The sequence below is a fragment of the Pseudomonas sp. genome (assembly GCF_040514055.1).
GTDB lineage: Bacteria > Pseudomonadota > Gammaproteobacteria > Pseudomonadales > Pseudomonadaceae > Aquipseudomonas.
The window spans coordinates 1-15,684 of the sequence record NZ_JBEVDL010000094.1; the positions used below are offsets into that span (position 1 = coordinate 1).

11 protein-coding genes are annotated in these 15,684 nt (G+C 64.0%); 5 read left to right on the forward strand and 6 right to left on the reverse strand.

Features of this window, described 5'->3' with window-relative positions; all coding sequences use genetic code 11:
* From ABWY06_RS24305 to ABWY06_RS24320, 4 genes are all read right to left on the reverse strand, one after another.
* The coding region (locus tag ABWY06_RS24305) for a sigma 54-interacting transcriptional regulator (RefSeq protein WP_353928159.1) at nucleotides 1–861 on the reverse strand (861 nt) is incomplete at its 3' end.
* On the reverse strand, nucleotides 858–1,943 hold the full coding sequence (gene glnL / locus ABWY06_RS24310; RefSeq protein ID WP_353928160.1) for a nitrogen regulation protein NR(II): 1,086 nt from the start codon (nucleotides 1,941–1,943) through the stop codon (nucleotides 858–860). The genes glnL and ABWY06_RS24305, both read right to left, overlap by 4 nt.
* A 336-nt stretch (nucleotides 1,944–2,279) precedes the next feature.
* Nucleotides 2,280–2,936: a DUF4124 domain-containing protein gene (locus ABWY06_RS24315; protein WP_353928161.1), complete on the reverse strand. Its 657-nt coding sequence runs from the start codon at nucleotides 2,934–2,936 to the stop codon at nucleotides 2,280–2,282.
* A gap of 3 nt (nucleotides 2,937–2,939) precedes the next feature.
* Nucleotides 2,940–3,497, reverse strand: coding sequence for a DUF4124 domain-containing protein (locus ABWY06_RS24320; RefSeq protein WP_353928162.1), 558 nt, complete (start codon nucleotides 3,495–3,497; stop codon nucleotides 2,940–2,942).
* 346 nt (nucleotides 3,498–3,843) lie between these two features.
* Between ABWY06_RS24320 and ABWY06_RS24325 the strand changes: the two genes are divergently transcribed.
* Complete coding sequence (locus ABWY06_RS24325) at nucleotides 3,844–4,245, forward strand: hypothetical protein (protein WP_353928163.1); 402 nt, start codon at nucleotides 3,844–3,846, stop codon at nucleotides 4,243–4,245.
* A gap of 94 nt (nucleotides 4,246–4,339) precedes the next feature.
* Here the strand turns inward: ABWY06_RS24325 and glnA are convergent, their stop codons facing one another.
* Nucleotides 4,340–5,746, reverse strand: coding sequence for a glutamate--ammonia ligase (gene glnA, locus ABWY06_RS24330; RefSeq protein ID WP_353928164.1), 1,407 nt, complete (start codon nucleotides 5,744–5,746; stop codon nucleotides 4,340–4,342).
* 325 nt (nucleotides 5,747–6,071) lie between these two features.
* Here glnA and thiI point away from each other — a divergent pair, with 325 nt between their 5' ends.
* The 3 genes from thiI to cptA all read left to right on the forward strand — a co-directional run bounded on the left by thiI (nucleotide 6,072) and on the right by cptA (nucleotide 11,401).
* A complete protein-coding gene (gene thiI, locus ABWY06_RS24335; RefSeq protein WP_353928165.1) occupies nucleotides 6,072–7,526 on the forward strand; it encodes a tRNA uracil 4-sulfurtransferase ThiI in 1,455 nt (484 codons plus the stop codon).
* 133 nt (nucleotides 7,527–7,659) lie between these two features.
* Nucleotides 7,660–9,477, forward strand: coding sequence for a translational GTPase TypA (gene typA, locus ABWY06_RS24340; RefSeq protein WP_353928166.1), 1,818 nt, complete (start codon nucleotides 7,660–7,662; stop codon nucleotides 9,475–9,477).
* Nucleotides 9,478–9,655: 178 nt separating this feature from the next.
* Nucleotides 9,656–11,401, forward strand: coding sequence for a phosphoethanolamine transferase CptA (cptA, locus tag ABWY06_RS24345; protein WP_353928167.1), 1,746 nt, complete (start codon nucleotides 9,656–9,658; stop codon nucleotides 11,399–11,401).
* Here cptA and ABWY06_RS24350 read toward each other — a convergent pair.
* Entirely contained in the window at nucleotides 11,383–11,778 is a 396-nt protein-coding gene (locus ABWY06_RS24350; RefSeq protein WP_353928168.1) for a YkgJ family cysteine cluster protein, read from the reverse strand. The two genes, cptA and ABWY06_RS24350, sit on opposite strands and share 19 nt — an antisense overlap.
* A gap of 229 nt (nucleotides 11,779–12,007) precedes the next feature.
* Between ABWY06_RS24350 and ABWY06_RS24355 the strand changes: the two genes are divergently transcribed.
* The gene (locus tag ABWY06_RS24355; protein WP_353928169.1) at nucleotides 12,008–15,664 is read left to right on the forward strand and encodes a DUF2339 domain-containing protein; all 3,657 of its coding nucleotides are present in this window, start codon (nucleotides 12,008–12,010) and stop codon (nucleotides 15,662–15,664) included.
* Nucleotides 15,665–15,684: the final 20 nt, after the last annotated feature.

A 15,684-nucleotide genomic window follows, 5' to 3' on the forward strand; every position in this document is an offset into this window, starting at 1 on the left:
GGTTTCCAGATTCTGGTGCGTCGCGGCGATGATGCGCACATCGACCTTGACCGGCACATGGCCGCCAACGCGATAGAACTCGCCGTCGGCCAGAACCCGCAGCAAACGGGTTTGCGTATCCGCCGGCATGTCGCCGATTTCATCGAGGAACAGCGTGCCGCCGTCCGCCTGTTCGAAGCGGCCGCGACGCAGGTTGGCTGCGCCGGTGAATGCGCCTTTCTCATGGCCGAACAGCTCGGACTCCATCAGATCCTTGGGGATCGCCGCCATGTTCAGCGCGATAAACGGCGAGGCCGCGCGCGGGCTGTGGCGGTGCAGGGCGTGGGCGACCAGTTCTTTACCGGTGCCGGATTCACCGTTGATCAGCACGGTGATGTTGGAGTGGCTCAAGCGGCCGATGGCGCGAAACACTTCCTGCATCGCCGGCGCTTCGCCGATGATTTCCGGGGTGCGCGTCAGCGCCGGAACGACTTCCAGGCCTTGCTGTTCCTGCGCGTGCTGATTGGCGCGCTTGACCAGCGACACCGCCTCATCAACGTCGAACGGCTTCGGCAAATACTCGAACGCGCCGCCCTGATACGAGGCGACAGCGCTGTCCAGATCGGAGTGAGCGGTCATGATGATGACCGGCAAACGTGGGTGCTGCTCACGAATCCGCGCCAACAGGTCCAGACCACTGGCACCGGGCATGCGAATGTCGGAAATGATCACGTCAGGCTGTTGACGGGCAAGACGACTCATCACGCCATCAGCGCTGTCGAAGCTCTGGGTGGTCATGCCTTCCTGCTGCAAGGCCTTTTCCAGAACCCAACGGATAGAACGGTCGTCATCGACGATCCATACGGTTTCACTACGGCTCATGTCGATGTGGCTCCTTGTTCCAGTGGCAGAAAGATCGAGAACGTGGTGTGGCCTGGATGGCTGTCACACTCGATCAGGCCCTGGTGCTGGCTGATGATGTTCTGGGTGATGGCCAGGCCCAGCCCGGTGCCGTCCGGACGGCCACTTACCATGGGGTAGAAGATGGTTTCCTGCAGCTCGGAGGGGATGCCCGGGCCGTTGTCGATGATCTCCAGCTTGGTCACCAAGCGATGGCGGGTGTGGCCGATGGTGAACTGGCGCAGGGTGCGGGTGCGCAGGGTAATGCGCCCCAGGCGCAGTTCGTTCTGCCCGCCGATGGCCTGCATGGCGTTGCGCACGATATTGAGTACCGCCTGGATCATCTGCTCACGGTCGATCAGCACGTCGGGGATGCTGGGGTCGTAGTCGCGCACCAAGGTGATGCTGCCCTGGCTCTCGGCCTCGATCAGGCTGCCGACCCGCTCCAGTACCTCGTGCACATTGGTCATGGCGAGGGACGGCAGCTTGTTCGAGCCGAGCATGCGGTCGACCAGGTTACGCAGGCGATCGGCTTCCTCAATGATGACGTTGGTGTAATCCTTGAGGTTTTCATCCGGCAACTCGCGGGCCAGCAGTTGCGCGGCGCCGCGGATCCCTCCCAGCGGATTCTTGATTTCATGGGCCAGGCCACGCACCAGCATCTTGGTGGTTTCCTGCTTGGACAGTTGCGCCTCTTCCTTGGTGATGCGCAGTAAGCGGTCGCGTGGATGGACTTCCAACAGCAGCAGGGTTTCGCCGCGGTTGAGGATCGGCGTCACCGCGTAATCGACCGTCAGTGTCTGGCCCGTCAGGGCGGTGACCACGGCTTCGCGCTTATTGAACGGATGGGCCTGTTCCACCGCCTGGCGCAGCGAGGCCAGGGCCTCCGGCGACTCGGTAAACAGTTCGCTGATAAATTGGCCGTGGCTGCGTTGACCGCTGACGGCCAGCAGCATTTCGGCCGCTGGGTTCATGTACTCAAGACGCAGTTCGGCATTGAGCAACAGGGTCGCGGTGGTCAGGTTATCCAGCAGCAGGCGGTGCAGTGCGTCGTTTATGGTCATGGGCAGCTTTCCGGAAGTAGAGCGGAAAATGCAAAAAACAAACCAAAGCCCCGAAACGACGCGTGAATCGCTGGCAGGGTGCACCGCAGGGGGCCAAGTGGCGCGGAGGGCGGGCGTCGATGAACCAAAATGGGGAGAGTATAGAAAGTCGTGCGCGTCAGCGCTCCTAAATGGTGCGCTGCGACCGGCTCGCATTCTCCCCGCGCGGTCGCGCCGGACGCTGTATCGGCCCTGGCTCAGGTGTGACGCGCAGTGCCGGCCCAACGCAGTGCGATTCGCGATGGAGCTGGTACACGCGCCTGGCCAGGGTGGGTTAACCCTGGCGCAGCGGGGTGATTACTTGGGCGGGGGCATCAGGCTAGGTATCAGGCTGGGTATCAGGCGGCGAAGCAGTCCAGGCTCTTCCGGTGGTTTGTCCTTGAGTGGGCACTCCAGCCGGTGGCCGTAGTCGTCTTTCTGGCAAGGCTGGACGGTGCGTTTCTCTTCCAGACTGATGCGCTTCATATGAAACGGCTGGCTCGGTGTGCGCTCAAGGATGCGCCCTTGTCCATCGATGATCTCCACGGCCAGCTGATGGGTGCCGCGGTCCAGGTTCTTCAGTGGAAAGACCGGGCTGCGACCTGGCTCGCCGGCTGGTTTGCCGTCCAGTGTCAGGCGGTACTGATGCCCGTCGAGCAGCGTGGGCTCGCTGGTGGCCGTGACGATCAGGTCGCCTGCGGCACCATCACGGATGGTTGCGTCCGGTTCGGGGACAAGAATGCGCAGCAATTGGTAGGCCGGTGCAACTGTGGGGGCGTTAAAGGCCGGCGGAGGGCGAATGTCGGCCCCCGGTTTCATTTCGGTGGCGTTGGTGGGCGCCATTTCGATGCGTTCGGCCTTGTTCGAGCGGGGATTGTCGGTATAGACGCGATTGCCCTCGGCATCGATATAGGTGTAGACCTCGGCGGTCGCTGAAAGGCTGGCCAGGAGCAGACTAAGCAGGATAAAACGCATGGTTCAGGGGGCCGACTTGGGGGTGGGTTTGGCGGGAGGGGGAGTGGTGCTGACCCTTTGCACGGTAAAGGGAGTGGGTGCGCCTTGCTGAATGACTTGATCGCCGCTGAGTACCTGAACCACCAAGTTGTGGTCGCCACGATCAATTTGGTTCAGTTGCAGGTTGGTCCCGGAAGTCGGCGGGCCATAAGGTTTGCCGTCCAACAGCACACGAAATGTGTGTCCAGGCAGCAGGGGCGGTTGTGCGCTTATTGTCACGCTAAAGGTGCCGTTATTGGCGCGCAGCGCTTCCTCGCTGGGCAGGTTGCCGATCTTCAATGACTCATAAGGTCCATTGCCGCCGTCTGGCGCCGCTTTGCTGGCAGCGCCGTCGCTGGCGTCGGCGGCAGGGGCTTTCATTTCGACCGTGTTGATCGTGGGCAGGTTGACGGTTTCACTTGCCGTACCTGCCGGTGCCTGGTTGGTGTAGACGATGTTGCCCTTGGCGTCGGTGTATTTGTAGATCGCTGCGCTGGCCGGTAATGTCAGGCTCAGCAGCAGGCAGGTGAGGGTCAAGCGCATAACCGAGCTCCCACTCAAAATGGAGTATCCAGGTACTGTCCGGTGCCGGCCGCCTGGCGACAGCGGCTTCCGGGGCTCTAGCCTTGCACCGCCGGGGCGCGCTGGCAAGCCCGGGCGAGCCTGGTTGTGCGGCCGGGCAAGGATTGATCGCATCATAATGGCGGGTGAATGCATGGGCCCGGCATCCCGGCCGGGTGCGCGCCAGACTGCCAGGGGCGCCACTGCGCAGTGTAGGCGTAGCACGCCCTGGCTGCCCGGGGGCTGCCTGAGCGCACTCGGGGTTTCAGCAGCGTGCATCGGCCGTGGGGGGCGCGGGTCGAGACTGCGGCGACATGCAGGAGGTCGAATGAGTGCACGAGTAATGTGTGAAGGTGAATGGAGTGGCGGCGAGCTGCGTTGCGTCGAATCTGGCGATTGGACGCCTGGGCGGGCGAAAGCGGCTCTGGAGCGGCTTGACGGCAGGCGGCGGACACAAGTGCAGTTCAGCGTCGGCGCGGGTCGCTGCATGATGGTTGGCGGCGGCGCCAACCGTTTCTCGGTGATCATGAGTGTCGACGTGGATCGGGCACTCCATACGCGGGTCGATCCGGCGAAGTCGGATGCGCGGGGCGAAGATCTGCGGATCGGCGGTCAGCTCGATTGTTTCCCGCAGAGTCAAAACGTCTCCAAGGACATGGCCCTTGCCGCGATCGAGCATTTTTACGCCGAAGGGGAGGCTGCGCCGGGGTTGACCTGGTTGCGCAGCTGAGCGCGCCGGAATCCGGCTCAGGCTTAAACAAAAAAGGCCTCGCCCGGAGCGGGAGAGGCCTTTTGTTCAAGCCGCTGGCGCGGCCCGCAGAAACTTAGACGCTGTAGTACAGGTCGTATTCCAGCGGGTGCACGAAGGTGCGCACTTTGATTTCTTCTTCGCTTTTCAGCTCGATGTAGGCATCGATAAAGTCATCGCTGAACACGCCGCCCTTGGTCAGGAACGCACGGCCCTTGTCCAGCTCTTCCAGGGCTTCCTTCAGGCTGCCGCACACTTGCGGAATCAGCTTGCCTTCTTCTGGCGGCAGGTCGTAGAGGTTCTTGTCGGCAGCATCGCCGGGGTGGATCTTGTTCTGGATACCGTCCAGGCCTGCCATCAGCAAGGCCGCGAAGGCCAGGTAGGGGTTGGCGGCCGGGTCCGGGAAGCGCGCTTCGATACGGCGGGCTTTCGGGCTGGATACGTAGGGGATACGGATCGAGGCGGAGCGGTTACGCGCCGAGTAGGCCAGCATCACCGGTGCTTCGAAGCCCGGGACCAGACGCTTGTAGGAGTTGGTCGAGGGGTTGGTGAAGCCGTTCAGGGCCTTGCCGTGTTTGATGATGCCGCCGATAAAGAACAGCGCGGTGTCCGACAGCCCGGCATAACCTTCGCCGGCGAAGGTGTTCTTGCCATCTTTGGAGATGGACATGTGCACGTGCAGACCCGAGCCGTTGTCGCCGTACAGGGGCTTGGGCATAAAGGTGGCGGTCTTGCCGTAGGCGTCGGCGACGTTGTGCACACAGTATTTCAGCGTCTGCACTTCGTCGGCCTTGGCCACCAGGGTGTTGAACTTCACCCCGATTTCGTTCTGGCCGGCAGTGGCCACTTCGTGGTGGTGCACTTCGATGACCAGGCCCATCTCTTCCATGGCGTTGCACATGGCGGTACGGATTTCATGGTCGTGGTCGAATGGCGGGACTGGGAAATAGCCGCCTTTGACGCCCGGGCGGTGACCCTTGTTGCCGCCTTCGACGTCCTGGTCGGACATCCAGGAACCTTGTTCGGAGTAGATCTTGAACATGGAGCCGGAGATGTCGGATTTGAACTTCACTTCGTCGAAAATGAAGAATTCCGGCTCCGGACCGACGAACACGGTGTCGCCGATACCGGTGGACTTCAGGTATTCCTCGGCGCGGTGGGCAATGGCGCGCGGGTCGCGGTCATAACCTTGCATGGTCGAGGGTTCGATGATGTCGCAGACCAGGATCAGGGTCGGCTCTTCGGTGAAGGGGTCGAGCACGGCGGTGCTGTCGTCCGGCAGCAAGATCATGTCGGAGGCTTCGATGCCTTTCCAGCCATGGATGGAGGAGCCATCGAACATCTTGCCGACTTCGAAGAAGTCTTCATCGGCCGCATCACGTGCCGGCATGGTCACGTGGTGCTGTTTGCCTGTGGTGTCCGTGAAGCGCAGATCAATCCACTTCACGTCGTGTTCTTTGATGAGTTGAAGCGACTTCGACATGGTGTCCTCCAGGTGGCAAGGGCTGTAAGGCCAGCCCTTAAAAAAACCGTGAAACCGGCGGCATAGTCCGCCAGGCTTATCTGCCTCACAAGGGAGCAAATTGCATGCCAGTGCCCCGGAATGGGCTAAGGCCCTGATCGTCAGGGCTGGCGCGGGCTGCGCCGGACAGTTCGCGGGTTTGCTGCACTCTTGTGGGTCATCATGAAATGTCTGTGCGCTTATTTGGTGCGCTGCGGATGAGGTGTGCGAAAATTGGTTAAACCGTGAACAATTTCCGCTATAATCCGCGCCCCTCTTTTCAGGCTGGCACCGCGCGCGCTGTTTCATGAAACTTATCGTTAAAGTTTTTCCAGAAATCACCATCAAAAGCCGTCCGGTGCGCAAGCGCTTCATCCGGCAATTGGCGAAGAACATTCGCGCGGTGCTGCGTGACCTGGATCCGGCCCTGCGGGTGACCGGCGTGTGGGACAACCTCGAGCTAGAGACCCTGGTGGACGATGCGCGCACGCTGCGCACCATGGTCGAGCGCCTGAGTTGCACCCCGGGTATCGCGCATTTTCTCGAGGTCAACGAGTACCCGCTGGGTGATCTCGAGGACATCCTCGAGCAGTGCAAGCGTCACTACGCTGACCTGCTGCCCGGCAAGATTTTCGCCGTGCGCTGCAAGCGCGCCGGCAAGCATGATTTCACCTCCATGGACGTCGAGCGTTATGTCGGCAGTCAGCTGCGTCAGCAGTGTGGCGCCGCCGGCATCTCGCTGAAGGAACCCCAGGTGGTGGTGCGCATGGAGATCCGCGACCAGCGCCTGTTTGTCATCCACCACCAGCACGACAGCATCGGTGGTTTCCCGCTTGGGGCACTGGAGCAGACCCTGGTGCTGATGTCCGGTGGCTTCGACTCCACCGTGGCGGCGTACCAGATGATGCGCCGCGGGCTGATCAGCCACTTCTGCTTCTTCAACCTCGGCGGCCGTGCCCACGAGTTGGGCGTGATGGAAGTGGCGCACTACCTGTGGAACAAGTTTGGCAGTTCCCAGCGCGTGCTGTTCGTCAGCGTGCCCTTCGAGGAAGTGCTGGGCGAGATCCTCGGCAAGGTCGACGATGCCCATATGGGCGTGGTGCTCAAGCGCATGATGCTGCGCGCCGCCAGCCGCATCGCCGACCGCCTGGACATCGAGGTGCTGGTCACCGGCGAGGCGATTTCCCAGGTGTCGAGCCAGACCCTGCCGAACCTGTCGGTGATCGATGCGGTCACCGATAAACTGGTGCTGCGTCCGCTGATCACCACCCACAAGCAAGACATCATCGACACCGCGACACGGATCGGCACCGCCGAGTTCGCCAAGCACATGCCCGAATACTGCGGTGTCATCTCGGTCGGGCCGACTACCCGGGCCAAGCCGGCGCGGGTGGTCTACGAGGAAGAGCAATTCGACTTGGCCGTGCTCGAGCGTGCCCTGGAGCGCACCCGGCTGGTGTCGATCGACCGGGTAATCGAGGAGCTGGGCCAGGACCTGCAGGTCGAGGAAGTCGCCGAGGCGCTGCCGGGCCAGATCGTGCTGGACATCCGCCATCCCGATGCCCAGGAGGAGCAGCCGTTGCGCCTGGCGGATATCGAGGTGCAGGCCCTGCCGTTCTTCGCCCTCAACAGCCAGTTCAAGACCCTGGATGCGACCCGCCAGTACCTGCTTTATTGCGACAAGGGCGTGATGAGTCGCCTGCATGCCCACCACCTGCTCAGCGAGGGACATGCCAATGTGCGCGTTTATCGTCCGGCATAGGATCCCGGGGCTCAATGGCGGCAGCATCCGCCATCGCCCCCCCGACCGACCAGTTGTCATCGCTGCATGAGACTCTCTGCCAATCGCCGCCTAAACTAGGCAGCACACCGAATCCCCTGATCGAGATACACAAGTGATCGAAAATCTCCGCAACATCGCCATCATCGCCCACGTTGACCACGGCAAAACCACCCTGGTCGACAAGCTCCTGCGCCAGTCCGGCACCCTTGAGCGCAACGAGCTCAACGACGAGCGCGTGATGGACAGCAACGACCAGGAGAAAGAGCGCGGCATCACCATTCTGGCGAAAAACACCGCGATCAACTGGAACGGTTTCCACATCAACATCGTCGACACCCCCGGTCACGCCGACTTCGGCGGTGAAGTGGAGCGCGTGATGTCGATGGTCGACTCCGTGCTGCTGCTGGTTGACGCCCAGGACGGCCCGATGCCGCAAACCCGCTTCGTGACCAAGAAGGCATTCGAAGCCGGCCTGCGTCCGATCGTCGTGGTGAACAAGGTCGACCGTCCGGGCGCGCGTCCGGATTGGGTGGTTGAGCAGATCTTCGACCTGTTCGACAACCTCGGCGCCACCGAAGAGCAGCTGGACTTCCCGATCGTCTACGCCTCGGCCCTGAACGGCATCGCCGGTCTGGAACACACCGACATGGCCGAAGACCTGACCCCGCTGTACCAGGCCATCATCGACCACGTCCCGGCGCCGAAAGTCGACCGTGACGGTCCGTTCCAGATGCAGATCTCGGCCCTGGACTACAACAGCTTCCTCGGCGTGATCGGCGTTGGCCGCATCGCTCGCGGTCGCGTCAAGCCCAACACCCAGGTGGTGGCGATCGACGTCAACGGCAAGAAGCGCAACGGCCGTATCCTCAAGTTGATGGGCCACCACGGCCTGCACCGTATCGACGTCGATGAAGCCGCCGCCGGCGACATCGTCTGCGTCAGCGGTTTCGACCAGCTGTTTATCTCCGACACCCTGTGCGACCCGCTGAACGTGGAAGCGATGAAGCCGCTGACCGTCGACGAGCCCACAGTGAGCATGACCTTCCAGGTCAACGACTCGCCGTTCTGCGGTAAGGAAGGCAAGTTCGTCACCAGCCGCAACATCAAGGAGCGTCTGGACAAGGAGCTGCTGTACAACGTGGCCCTGCGTGTGGAAGAAGGCGACACCGCCGACAAGTTCAAGGTCTCCGGCCGTGGCGAACTGCACCTCTCGGTATTGATCGAAACCATGCGGCGCGAAGGCTTCGAGATGGGTGTCGGCCGTCCGGAAGTGATCATCAAGTTGGTCGATGGCGTTCGCCACGAACCCTATGAAAACGTCACCATCGACGTGCCGGAAGTGTCCCAAGGCGCGCTGATGGAGCAGATGGGTAACCGTAAGGGCGACCTGACCAACATGGTGCCGGATGGCAAAGGGCGCGTGCGCCTGGAGTACAACATCCCGGCCCGTGGCCTGATCGGCTTCCGCAACGAGTTCCTGACCCTGACCTCCGGTGCCGGCATCCTGACCAGCATCTTCGATCGTTACGCTCCAATGAAGTCCGGCGACATGTCCGGCCGTCAGAACGGCGTACTGGTCTCGGTGGCCACCGGCAAGGCACTGACCTACTCGCTGGAAACCCTGCAGGCCCGTGGCAAGCTGTTCCTCGGCCACGGTGAGGACGTCTATGAAGGCCAGATCGTCGGCATCAACAGCCGCGACAACGACCTGGGCGTAAACCCCACCAAGGGCAAGAAGCTCGACAACATGCGCGCTTCGGGCAAGGACGAAACCATCGCCCTGGTTCCGCCGATCCGCTTCACCCTGGAGCAGGCGCTGGAATTCGTCCAGGAAGACGAGCTGTGCGAAGTGACGCCCAAGTCGATTCGCCTGCGTAAGAAAATTCTTGGCGAAAGCGAGCGTACCCGCGCCGCCAAGAAAAACAGCTGATAGCGATATCCGCTGAACCAGACCCCCGCCATCGCCGATGGCGGGGGTTTTTTTATGCGGGCGCCGCTGCGTCGGGCGAGACCACGTCGGCCGACAACGAAGCTTTCACGCCTGCTCCCGTAGCCTGCTGCTGACAGATCGCCCACCCCGGGCGTAGCCCGTCACGCAGGAGGTCGGCATGTACAGCAGCGCCCCATTCGAGTCACGCTCGGGCAATGACTGGGCGGCGCTCGGCTGGCTGTTTCTGTTCTTCTGGTATTTTTCCGGCCTGACCCAACTGCTGATCCTGCTGAGCGGGCATGCCGGCTTCGAGGCCTTCCGCCAGGCGTTCCTGATGAGTGCCCTCTGGCTGATCCCCGTGCTGCTGTTTCCCGCGCGGGCGCGGGCGATCGCCGCGGGCCTGGGGCTATTGCTGTGGCTCAGCTCGCTGGTCGGTTTGGGGTACTTCTGCATCTACGGCCAGCAGTTTTCCCAAAGCGTGATTTTTATCCTGTTCGAATCCAACCTGGCCGAAAGTCGCGAATACCTGGTGCAGTATTTCGCCTGGTGGATGCCTCTGGTGTACTTGGCCTACAGCCTGGGCGCCTGGTATTTGTGGCGGCGCCTGCGGCCACTGGCGCTGCGGCGCCCGCAGGCGCTGGCGTTGAGCCTGGCGCTGGTCGCCGGCCTGCTGTTGTACCCGCTGGCCAAGCAGGTGCACCGGCAAGCGAGCCTGGCCAGCGCGCTGGAGAAATTCGAGGCGCGCTTCGAACCGGCGGTGCCCTGGCAGCTGCTGATCGGCTACCGCCGCTACCGCGAGCAGCTGGCGGACATGCAGGCCTTGCTCGCCGGTAACGCCCGCATTCCCCCGCTGCACGGGCTGGTGGATACCCATGCCGGGCAACCCGCCACGCTGGTGCTGGTGATCGGCGAGTCAACCAATCGTCAGCGCATGGGCCTTTATGGCTACGGCCGCAACACCACGCCCGAGCTGGATAAGCTGCGTGACCAGCTGGCGGTGTTCGACAATGTGGTGACGCCACGCCCTTACACCATCGAGGCCCTGCAGCAGGTGCTGACCTTCGCCGATGAGCAGCATCCCGACGCCTACCTGACCACGCCGTCACTGATCAACCTGATGAAGCAGGCCGGCTACAAGACCTACTGGATCACCAACCAGCAGACCATGACCAAGCGCAACACCATGCTCACGACCTTCTCCCAGCAGGCGGACGAGCAGGTCTACCTGAACAACAACCTCAGCCAGGACGCTCGCCAATACGACGGTGAAGTGCTGGCACCGTTCGCCAAGGTGCTCGCCGATGGCGCGCCGCGCAAGTTGATCGTGGTGCACCTGCTGGGCACGCACATGAGTTACCAGTACCGTTTTCCGCCCGAGTTCCAGCGCTTTAACGATCGCCAGGGCGTACCCGCCTGGGTCCGTGATGACCAGGTGCCGACCTACAACGCCTACGACAACGCGGTGGCGTACAACGACCATGTGGTGGCGGGGTTGATCGAGCGGTTCGCCGCGAGCACGCCCGAGGGCTTTCTGCTCTACCTGTCAGACCACGGCGAAGCGGTGTTCGACTCGCCAGAGGGCGCGGTGCTGGGGCGCAACGAGGCGCGGCCAACGGCGCCGATGTACACCATCCCCTTTCTGCTCTGGACGTCGCCGGGCTGGGGCGCGCCGCCGCCTGGTGTCACGGCAAGGCCTTACAGCAGCGCTGACCTGATCCACACCTGGGCCGACCTGGCAGGCCTGCGCTTCAAGGAGTGGGAGCCAAGCAAGAGCCTGGTGAACGCAGAGTTCCAGGCGCGGCCGCGGCTGATCGGCGACCCGCACCAGCCGGCTGCGCTGATCGACTTCAGTACCCTGCGCCGGCCGGGGCCGAGCGTCGCGCAGCAGGGCGCCGCGCGGCCGCCTCAGGCCTTGGGCTTGTAGGCGCAGAAGCCCGGGCGTGGGCCGATCTTGGGGTGGTTGCGGCACGTGTCCGGGCGCAGGTCGTATACGGTGCACAGGCGACTCTTGCGGTCCAGGTACAGGCAGTCGTTATTGCCCATGCGCACCAGGGTGAAGATTTCGCTCTTCTGGTGGAAACGTTCGACCACCCCTTCCTTCATCAGGCGCTTGGCGATCTGCTTGCGCGGCTCGCCGCGCTCGAACTCCTGGACCAGGCCGAGGCGCAGCAGGTCGTTGAAGCGCACTTCCACCGGCAGGGTGCAGCAACTGGAGTTGCAGCTGCTGCACATGGTCTTTTCGTACTTGATCCAGGTATCCGTCCGATCGAGTTCGGCACCGACGATCAACAACTTGTTCATTTTCCACACCTGTAGCGGGGCGTTCTGGGCGCGGCATGATAGCGGTGTTGGTGAATTTGTGAACAAAGATCTGCTGGCTGGTCGTGATCAGGCCGGTGAATGGTGGCGAAATGTGCCTGCTTCTCAGAGTACGGGCGTCTCAGTGGTACCAGTGCAGGGGTTGTTATAGGCTCGTCGGCGGTTACCGAGGCGCTACGCCCCCACTACTTCTCCCTTAGAGGCGCACTGCATGCAATGGCTGTTCATGCTGGTCGGTTTGCTGTGCGGTGGGCTGGTCAGCCAGTCCACCTCGGGGGCGATACTGGGCTTTCTGCTCGGCTTGGGGCTGGCGCAGGCGCTGCGCCTGGAAACGCTGGCGCGGGAAAACGCGCGCCTGACCCTGCAGCTGAAAACCTTTGCCGCGCGTTTCGATGACGGCACCGAGGCGCTGCACGAACGACTGCGGCGGCTCGAGCAGGCGCCCGTCGAGCCGCCGGTCCAGGCCACAGAGCCCTCCGTGGTCGCGCCGGCCGAGGTCGAAGTGCCTGCGCCCCCGGTGCGGGTAGCGGTTCCTCATGCGCCGCTGCCAGCGTCGCCGGAGCTGATCTGGGAACTGCCGGCCGACCTGCCCTTCGAGGCGCCGCGCCAGTCTGCCAGCGCGGATGCAACTCGGCAGGAGCCCTCGCCTTGGGTCGCCGAAGCGGTTGAATCGCCTGCGCCGCCGCCACGCCCGCCCGCCCAGGCGCCTGAACCGCGCCAGCCCTCCATCGTCGAGCATGGCTTCGAGCTGGCCAAGGCCTGGCTGTTCGGCGGCAATACGGTGCTGCGCATTGGCGTGGTGCTGTTGTTTCTCGGCCTGGCGTTTTTGCTGCGTTATGCCACCGAAGGCATGGTGGTGCCCCTGGAAGCGCGTTACGCCGGGGTGGCCGCCAGCGCCATGGCCTTGCTGGGGCTGGGCTGGTGGCTACGGCTGCGCAACCCCAACTACGGCCTGATGCTGCAGGGCGCCGGGATCGCGGTGATGTACCTGACAGTGTTCGCCGCCATGCGCCTGCACCCACTGCTCGATCCGAAGGCAGCGCTCGGCCTGCTGGTGTTGGTGACCCTATGTTCGGCGATCCTGGCGGTGACCCAGAATGCCCTCGGGTTGGCGGTCGCGGCGGCGCTCGGCGGTTTTGCCGCGCCGATCCTGACGTCCACCGGCAGCGGCAACCATGTGGCGCTGTTTTCCTACTTTATCCTGCTCAATGGCGGCATTTTCGCCATCGCCTGGTTCAAAGCCTGGCGACTGCTCAACCTGGTCGGTTTTGTCGGCACCTTTGGCATCGGTTTCGCCTGGGGGCTGAAGAACTATGCGCCAGAGTTGTTAGGGAGCACCGAGCCATTCCTGCTGCTGTTTTTCCTGATGTACGTGGCCATCGGCCTGTTGTTCGCCCGGCGCAAGCTGCGCGAGGCGGCAGCGGCGGGAGAGGCGCCGCTCGAGCGCGACGCCTTGCTGCGCTGGTCGGCGCGCCAGGGCGACTATGTCGATGGCACCGTGCTGTTCGGCCCGCCGCTGGTGGGGTTTGGTCTGCAGGTCGCGCTGGTGCGCCACCTGGAGTTCGGCGCCGCGTTCAGCGCCCTGGGCCTGGGCCTGTTCTACCTGACCCTGGCGACCCTGTTGGCTCGGCGCACGGCCGGGCGCGCCTCGCTGCTGGTGGAAACCTGCCTGGCCCTGGGTGTGGTATTCGCCAGCCTGGCGATTCCCCTGGGCCTGGACGCCAGCTGGACCTCCGCCGCCTGGGCGGTGGAAGGGGCGGGTATCTACTGGCTGGGCTTGCGCCAGGGTCGCCGGCTGGCGCGCGCCTTTGCCCTGTTGCTGCAGGCCGGTGCCGCCCTGGCCTTTCTCCCGGGGCTGCGGGTCGGCATGGACAGCCTGCTGCAGGGCTCGCCCTTGGGCGCCTTGATGCTCGGCCTGGCGCTGTCGTTCAGCTATTGGCAACTGCGCCAGCGGGCTACTGCCCCCGCAGTGCTCAGTGACCGGCAGGGTCGGCTATTACCGTGGCTGGCGGTGGCCGGCCTGGGGTTCCTGTACCTGATCGCGCCGCTGCTGTTCGGCGCCGAGGCCACTGCCATCAGTTGGGCGCTGGCGGGCCTGGCAACGCTCTGGCTGGGCCTGCGCCTGCAGGCGCGGGTCTTTCTGTTCTGCGCCTTTGCCGTGCAGTTGCTCGGTGGCCTGGTGTTCCTGCTGCAGCTCGACGCGGGTCAGGGGGCGGCGGGCGGCGTACTGGACGACGGCTGGCGCGGCTTGCTGACGGCATCGCTGATCGGCCTGACGCTGATCGGCGGCATGCTGTTGGCGGTGCGCGACCCACTGGTGCAGTGCGACCGCCGGTTACTGCGCGGCATGTCGGTGCTGCTGTTGCTTGGCCTGGTCTTTCTTAACCTGGCAGTGTTGTTCGTATTGCCCTGGCAGAGCGCCAGCGCGGTCTGGGGTGGCAGCGGCTTGTTGATCGTCTGGCTCAGTTTGCAGCTGCAACAGCGCGCCAGTTTCGTTTTCGGCCTGGCGTTGCAAGTCCTGGGCGGGCTGGCGTTCCTGGCCGCCAGCCCGCTGCTGCTGGGCCGTCTCAGTGGCGAAGGCTTGAGCCCGCTGGCCCATGCCGGTTTCTGGACTCCGGCGGTGCTGGCCCTGGCCGCCCTGGTCGGTGCCTGGCGCCTGCAGCAGGCTCGCCCCGCCGATCAGGCGCTCAGCGCGATCAGCCTGGCCCAGCTGTCCCAGTTGCTGCTGGTCTGGGGCGGCGCCTGGTGGGTACTGGCCGGGGTCAGCGAGGTGCTGCGTTTCTGCATCCCTGAGCGGCACGCGGCGGCGCTGCTGCTGGTGGCGGCCGTCACCGCCGCGCTCTGGGCCCTGGTCGCCGTGCGCAGTCAATGGCGTGGCCTGGCCGCCCTGTGTGCCTTGCTGGTTCCCGCCGGGGCACTGGTGCTGCTGTACGCCTGGCACAGCCGGTATCACCCGGCGGCGGAGTTCGGTTGGCTCGGCTGGGGGCTGGTGTTCGCCGTGCACCTGCTGAGTCTGCGGCGCCTGGCCCCCTTGCTGCCCGCGGGGCCGCTGAGTGCCAGCCATGTACTGGGCTGCTGGTTGATCCTCGGCGTGTTGTCGCTGGAGCTGCGCTACCTGCTGTACGCCTTGTCCGAGCAATACAACGCCTGGCGCTGGCTGGGCTGGGCGCTGTTGCCCAGCGCCTACCTGTGGTGGACCGTGCAACCGGCCGGGTCCAGTTGGACCGCGCCGGCGCGTGGCCCATGGCCGTTGTCCGCCTTCCCCCGGGAATACCGGCTGTGGGCGGCGGCGCCCCTGGCCGGCCTGATGCTGGCGTGGTTCTGGCTGGCCACCTTGTTCAGCGACGGCAACGCCGACCCCTTGCCCTACCTGCCGTTGCTCAATCCCCTGGAACTGGGATTGGCGATCAGCCTGCTCTGCCTGTATCGCTGGTTGGCTTTCGGCCTGGTGCCCTTGGGTATCGCCGAGCCCCAGGCCACCCGGCTGCCGCTGCTGCTGGCCGGCGCGTCGCTGTTCGCCCTGCTCAGCACCGCGGTGCTGCGCGCGGTACATCAGTGGGGCGGGGTACCTTACCGTATTGGGCCGCTGCTCGAGTCGATGCAGGTGCAAGCCGGCTGGTCGCTGGTCTGGACCCTGATCGCGTTGCCGCTGATGATCCTCGGCCATCGCCGCGGACGTCGCGAACTGTGGCTGTTGGGCGCCGCCTTGATCGGAGTCGTGGTGGCCAAGCTGTTTTTCGTCGAGCTGGGCAATCGTGGCGGCCTGGAACGCATCGTGTCCTTTATCGGAGTGGGCGTGCTGTTGCTGGTGGTGGGTTACTTCGCCCCCCTGCCGCCCCGTCAAACCCAACCGGAGACCGAGCGTTGAAGACCTCTCGCCCCACGCTG

Excerpts from the sequence above, each read along its gene's own strand:
- ABWY06_RS24355 (WP_353928169.1), top strand. The coding sequence starts at position 12,008 with ATGCAATGGCTGTTCATGCTGGTCGGTTTGCTGTGCGGTGGGCTGGTC.
- ABWY06_RS24350 (WP_353928168.1), bottom strand. The coding sequence starts at position 11,778 with ATGAACAAGTTGTTGATCGTCGGTGCCGAACTCGATCGGACGGATACC.
- cptA (WP_353928167.1), top strand. The coding sequence starts at position 9,656 with ATGTACAGCAGCGCCCCATTCGAGTCACGCTCGGGCAATGACTGGGCG.
- ABWY06_RS24315 (WP_353928161.1), bottom strand. The coding sequence starts at position 2,936 with ATGCGTTTTATCCTGCTTAGTCTGCTCCTGGCCAGCCTTTCAGCGACC.
- glnA (WP_353928164.1), bottom strand. The coding sequence starts at position 5,746 with ATGTCGAAGTCGCTTCAACTCATCAAAGAACACGACGTGAAGTGGATT.
- ABWY06_RS24320 (WP_353928162.1), bottom strand. The coding sequence starts at position 3,497 with ATGCGCTTGACCCTCACCTGCCTGCTGCTGAGCCTGACATTACCGGCC.
- glnL (WP_353928160.1), bottom strand. The coding sequence starts at position 1,943 with ATGACCATAAACGACGCACTGCACCGCCTGCTGCTGGATAACCTGACC.
- thiI (WP_353928165.1), top strand. The coding sequence starts at position 6,072 with ATGAAACTTATCGTTAAAGTTTTTCCAGAAATCACCATCAAAAGCCGT.
- ABWY06_RS24325 (WP_353928163.1), top strand. The coding sequence starts at position 3,844 with ATGAGTGCACGAGTAATGTGTGAAGGTGAATGGAGTGGCGGCGAGCTG.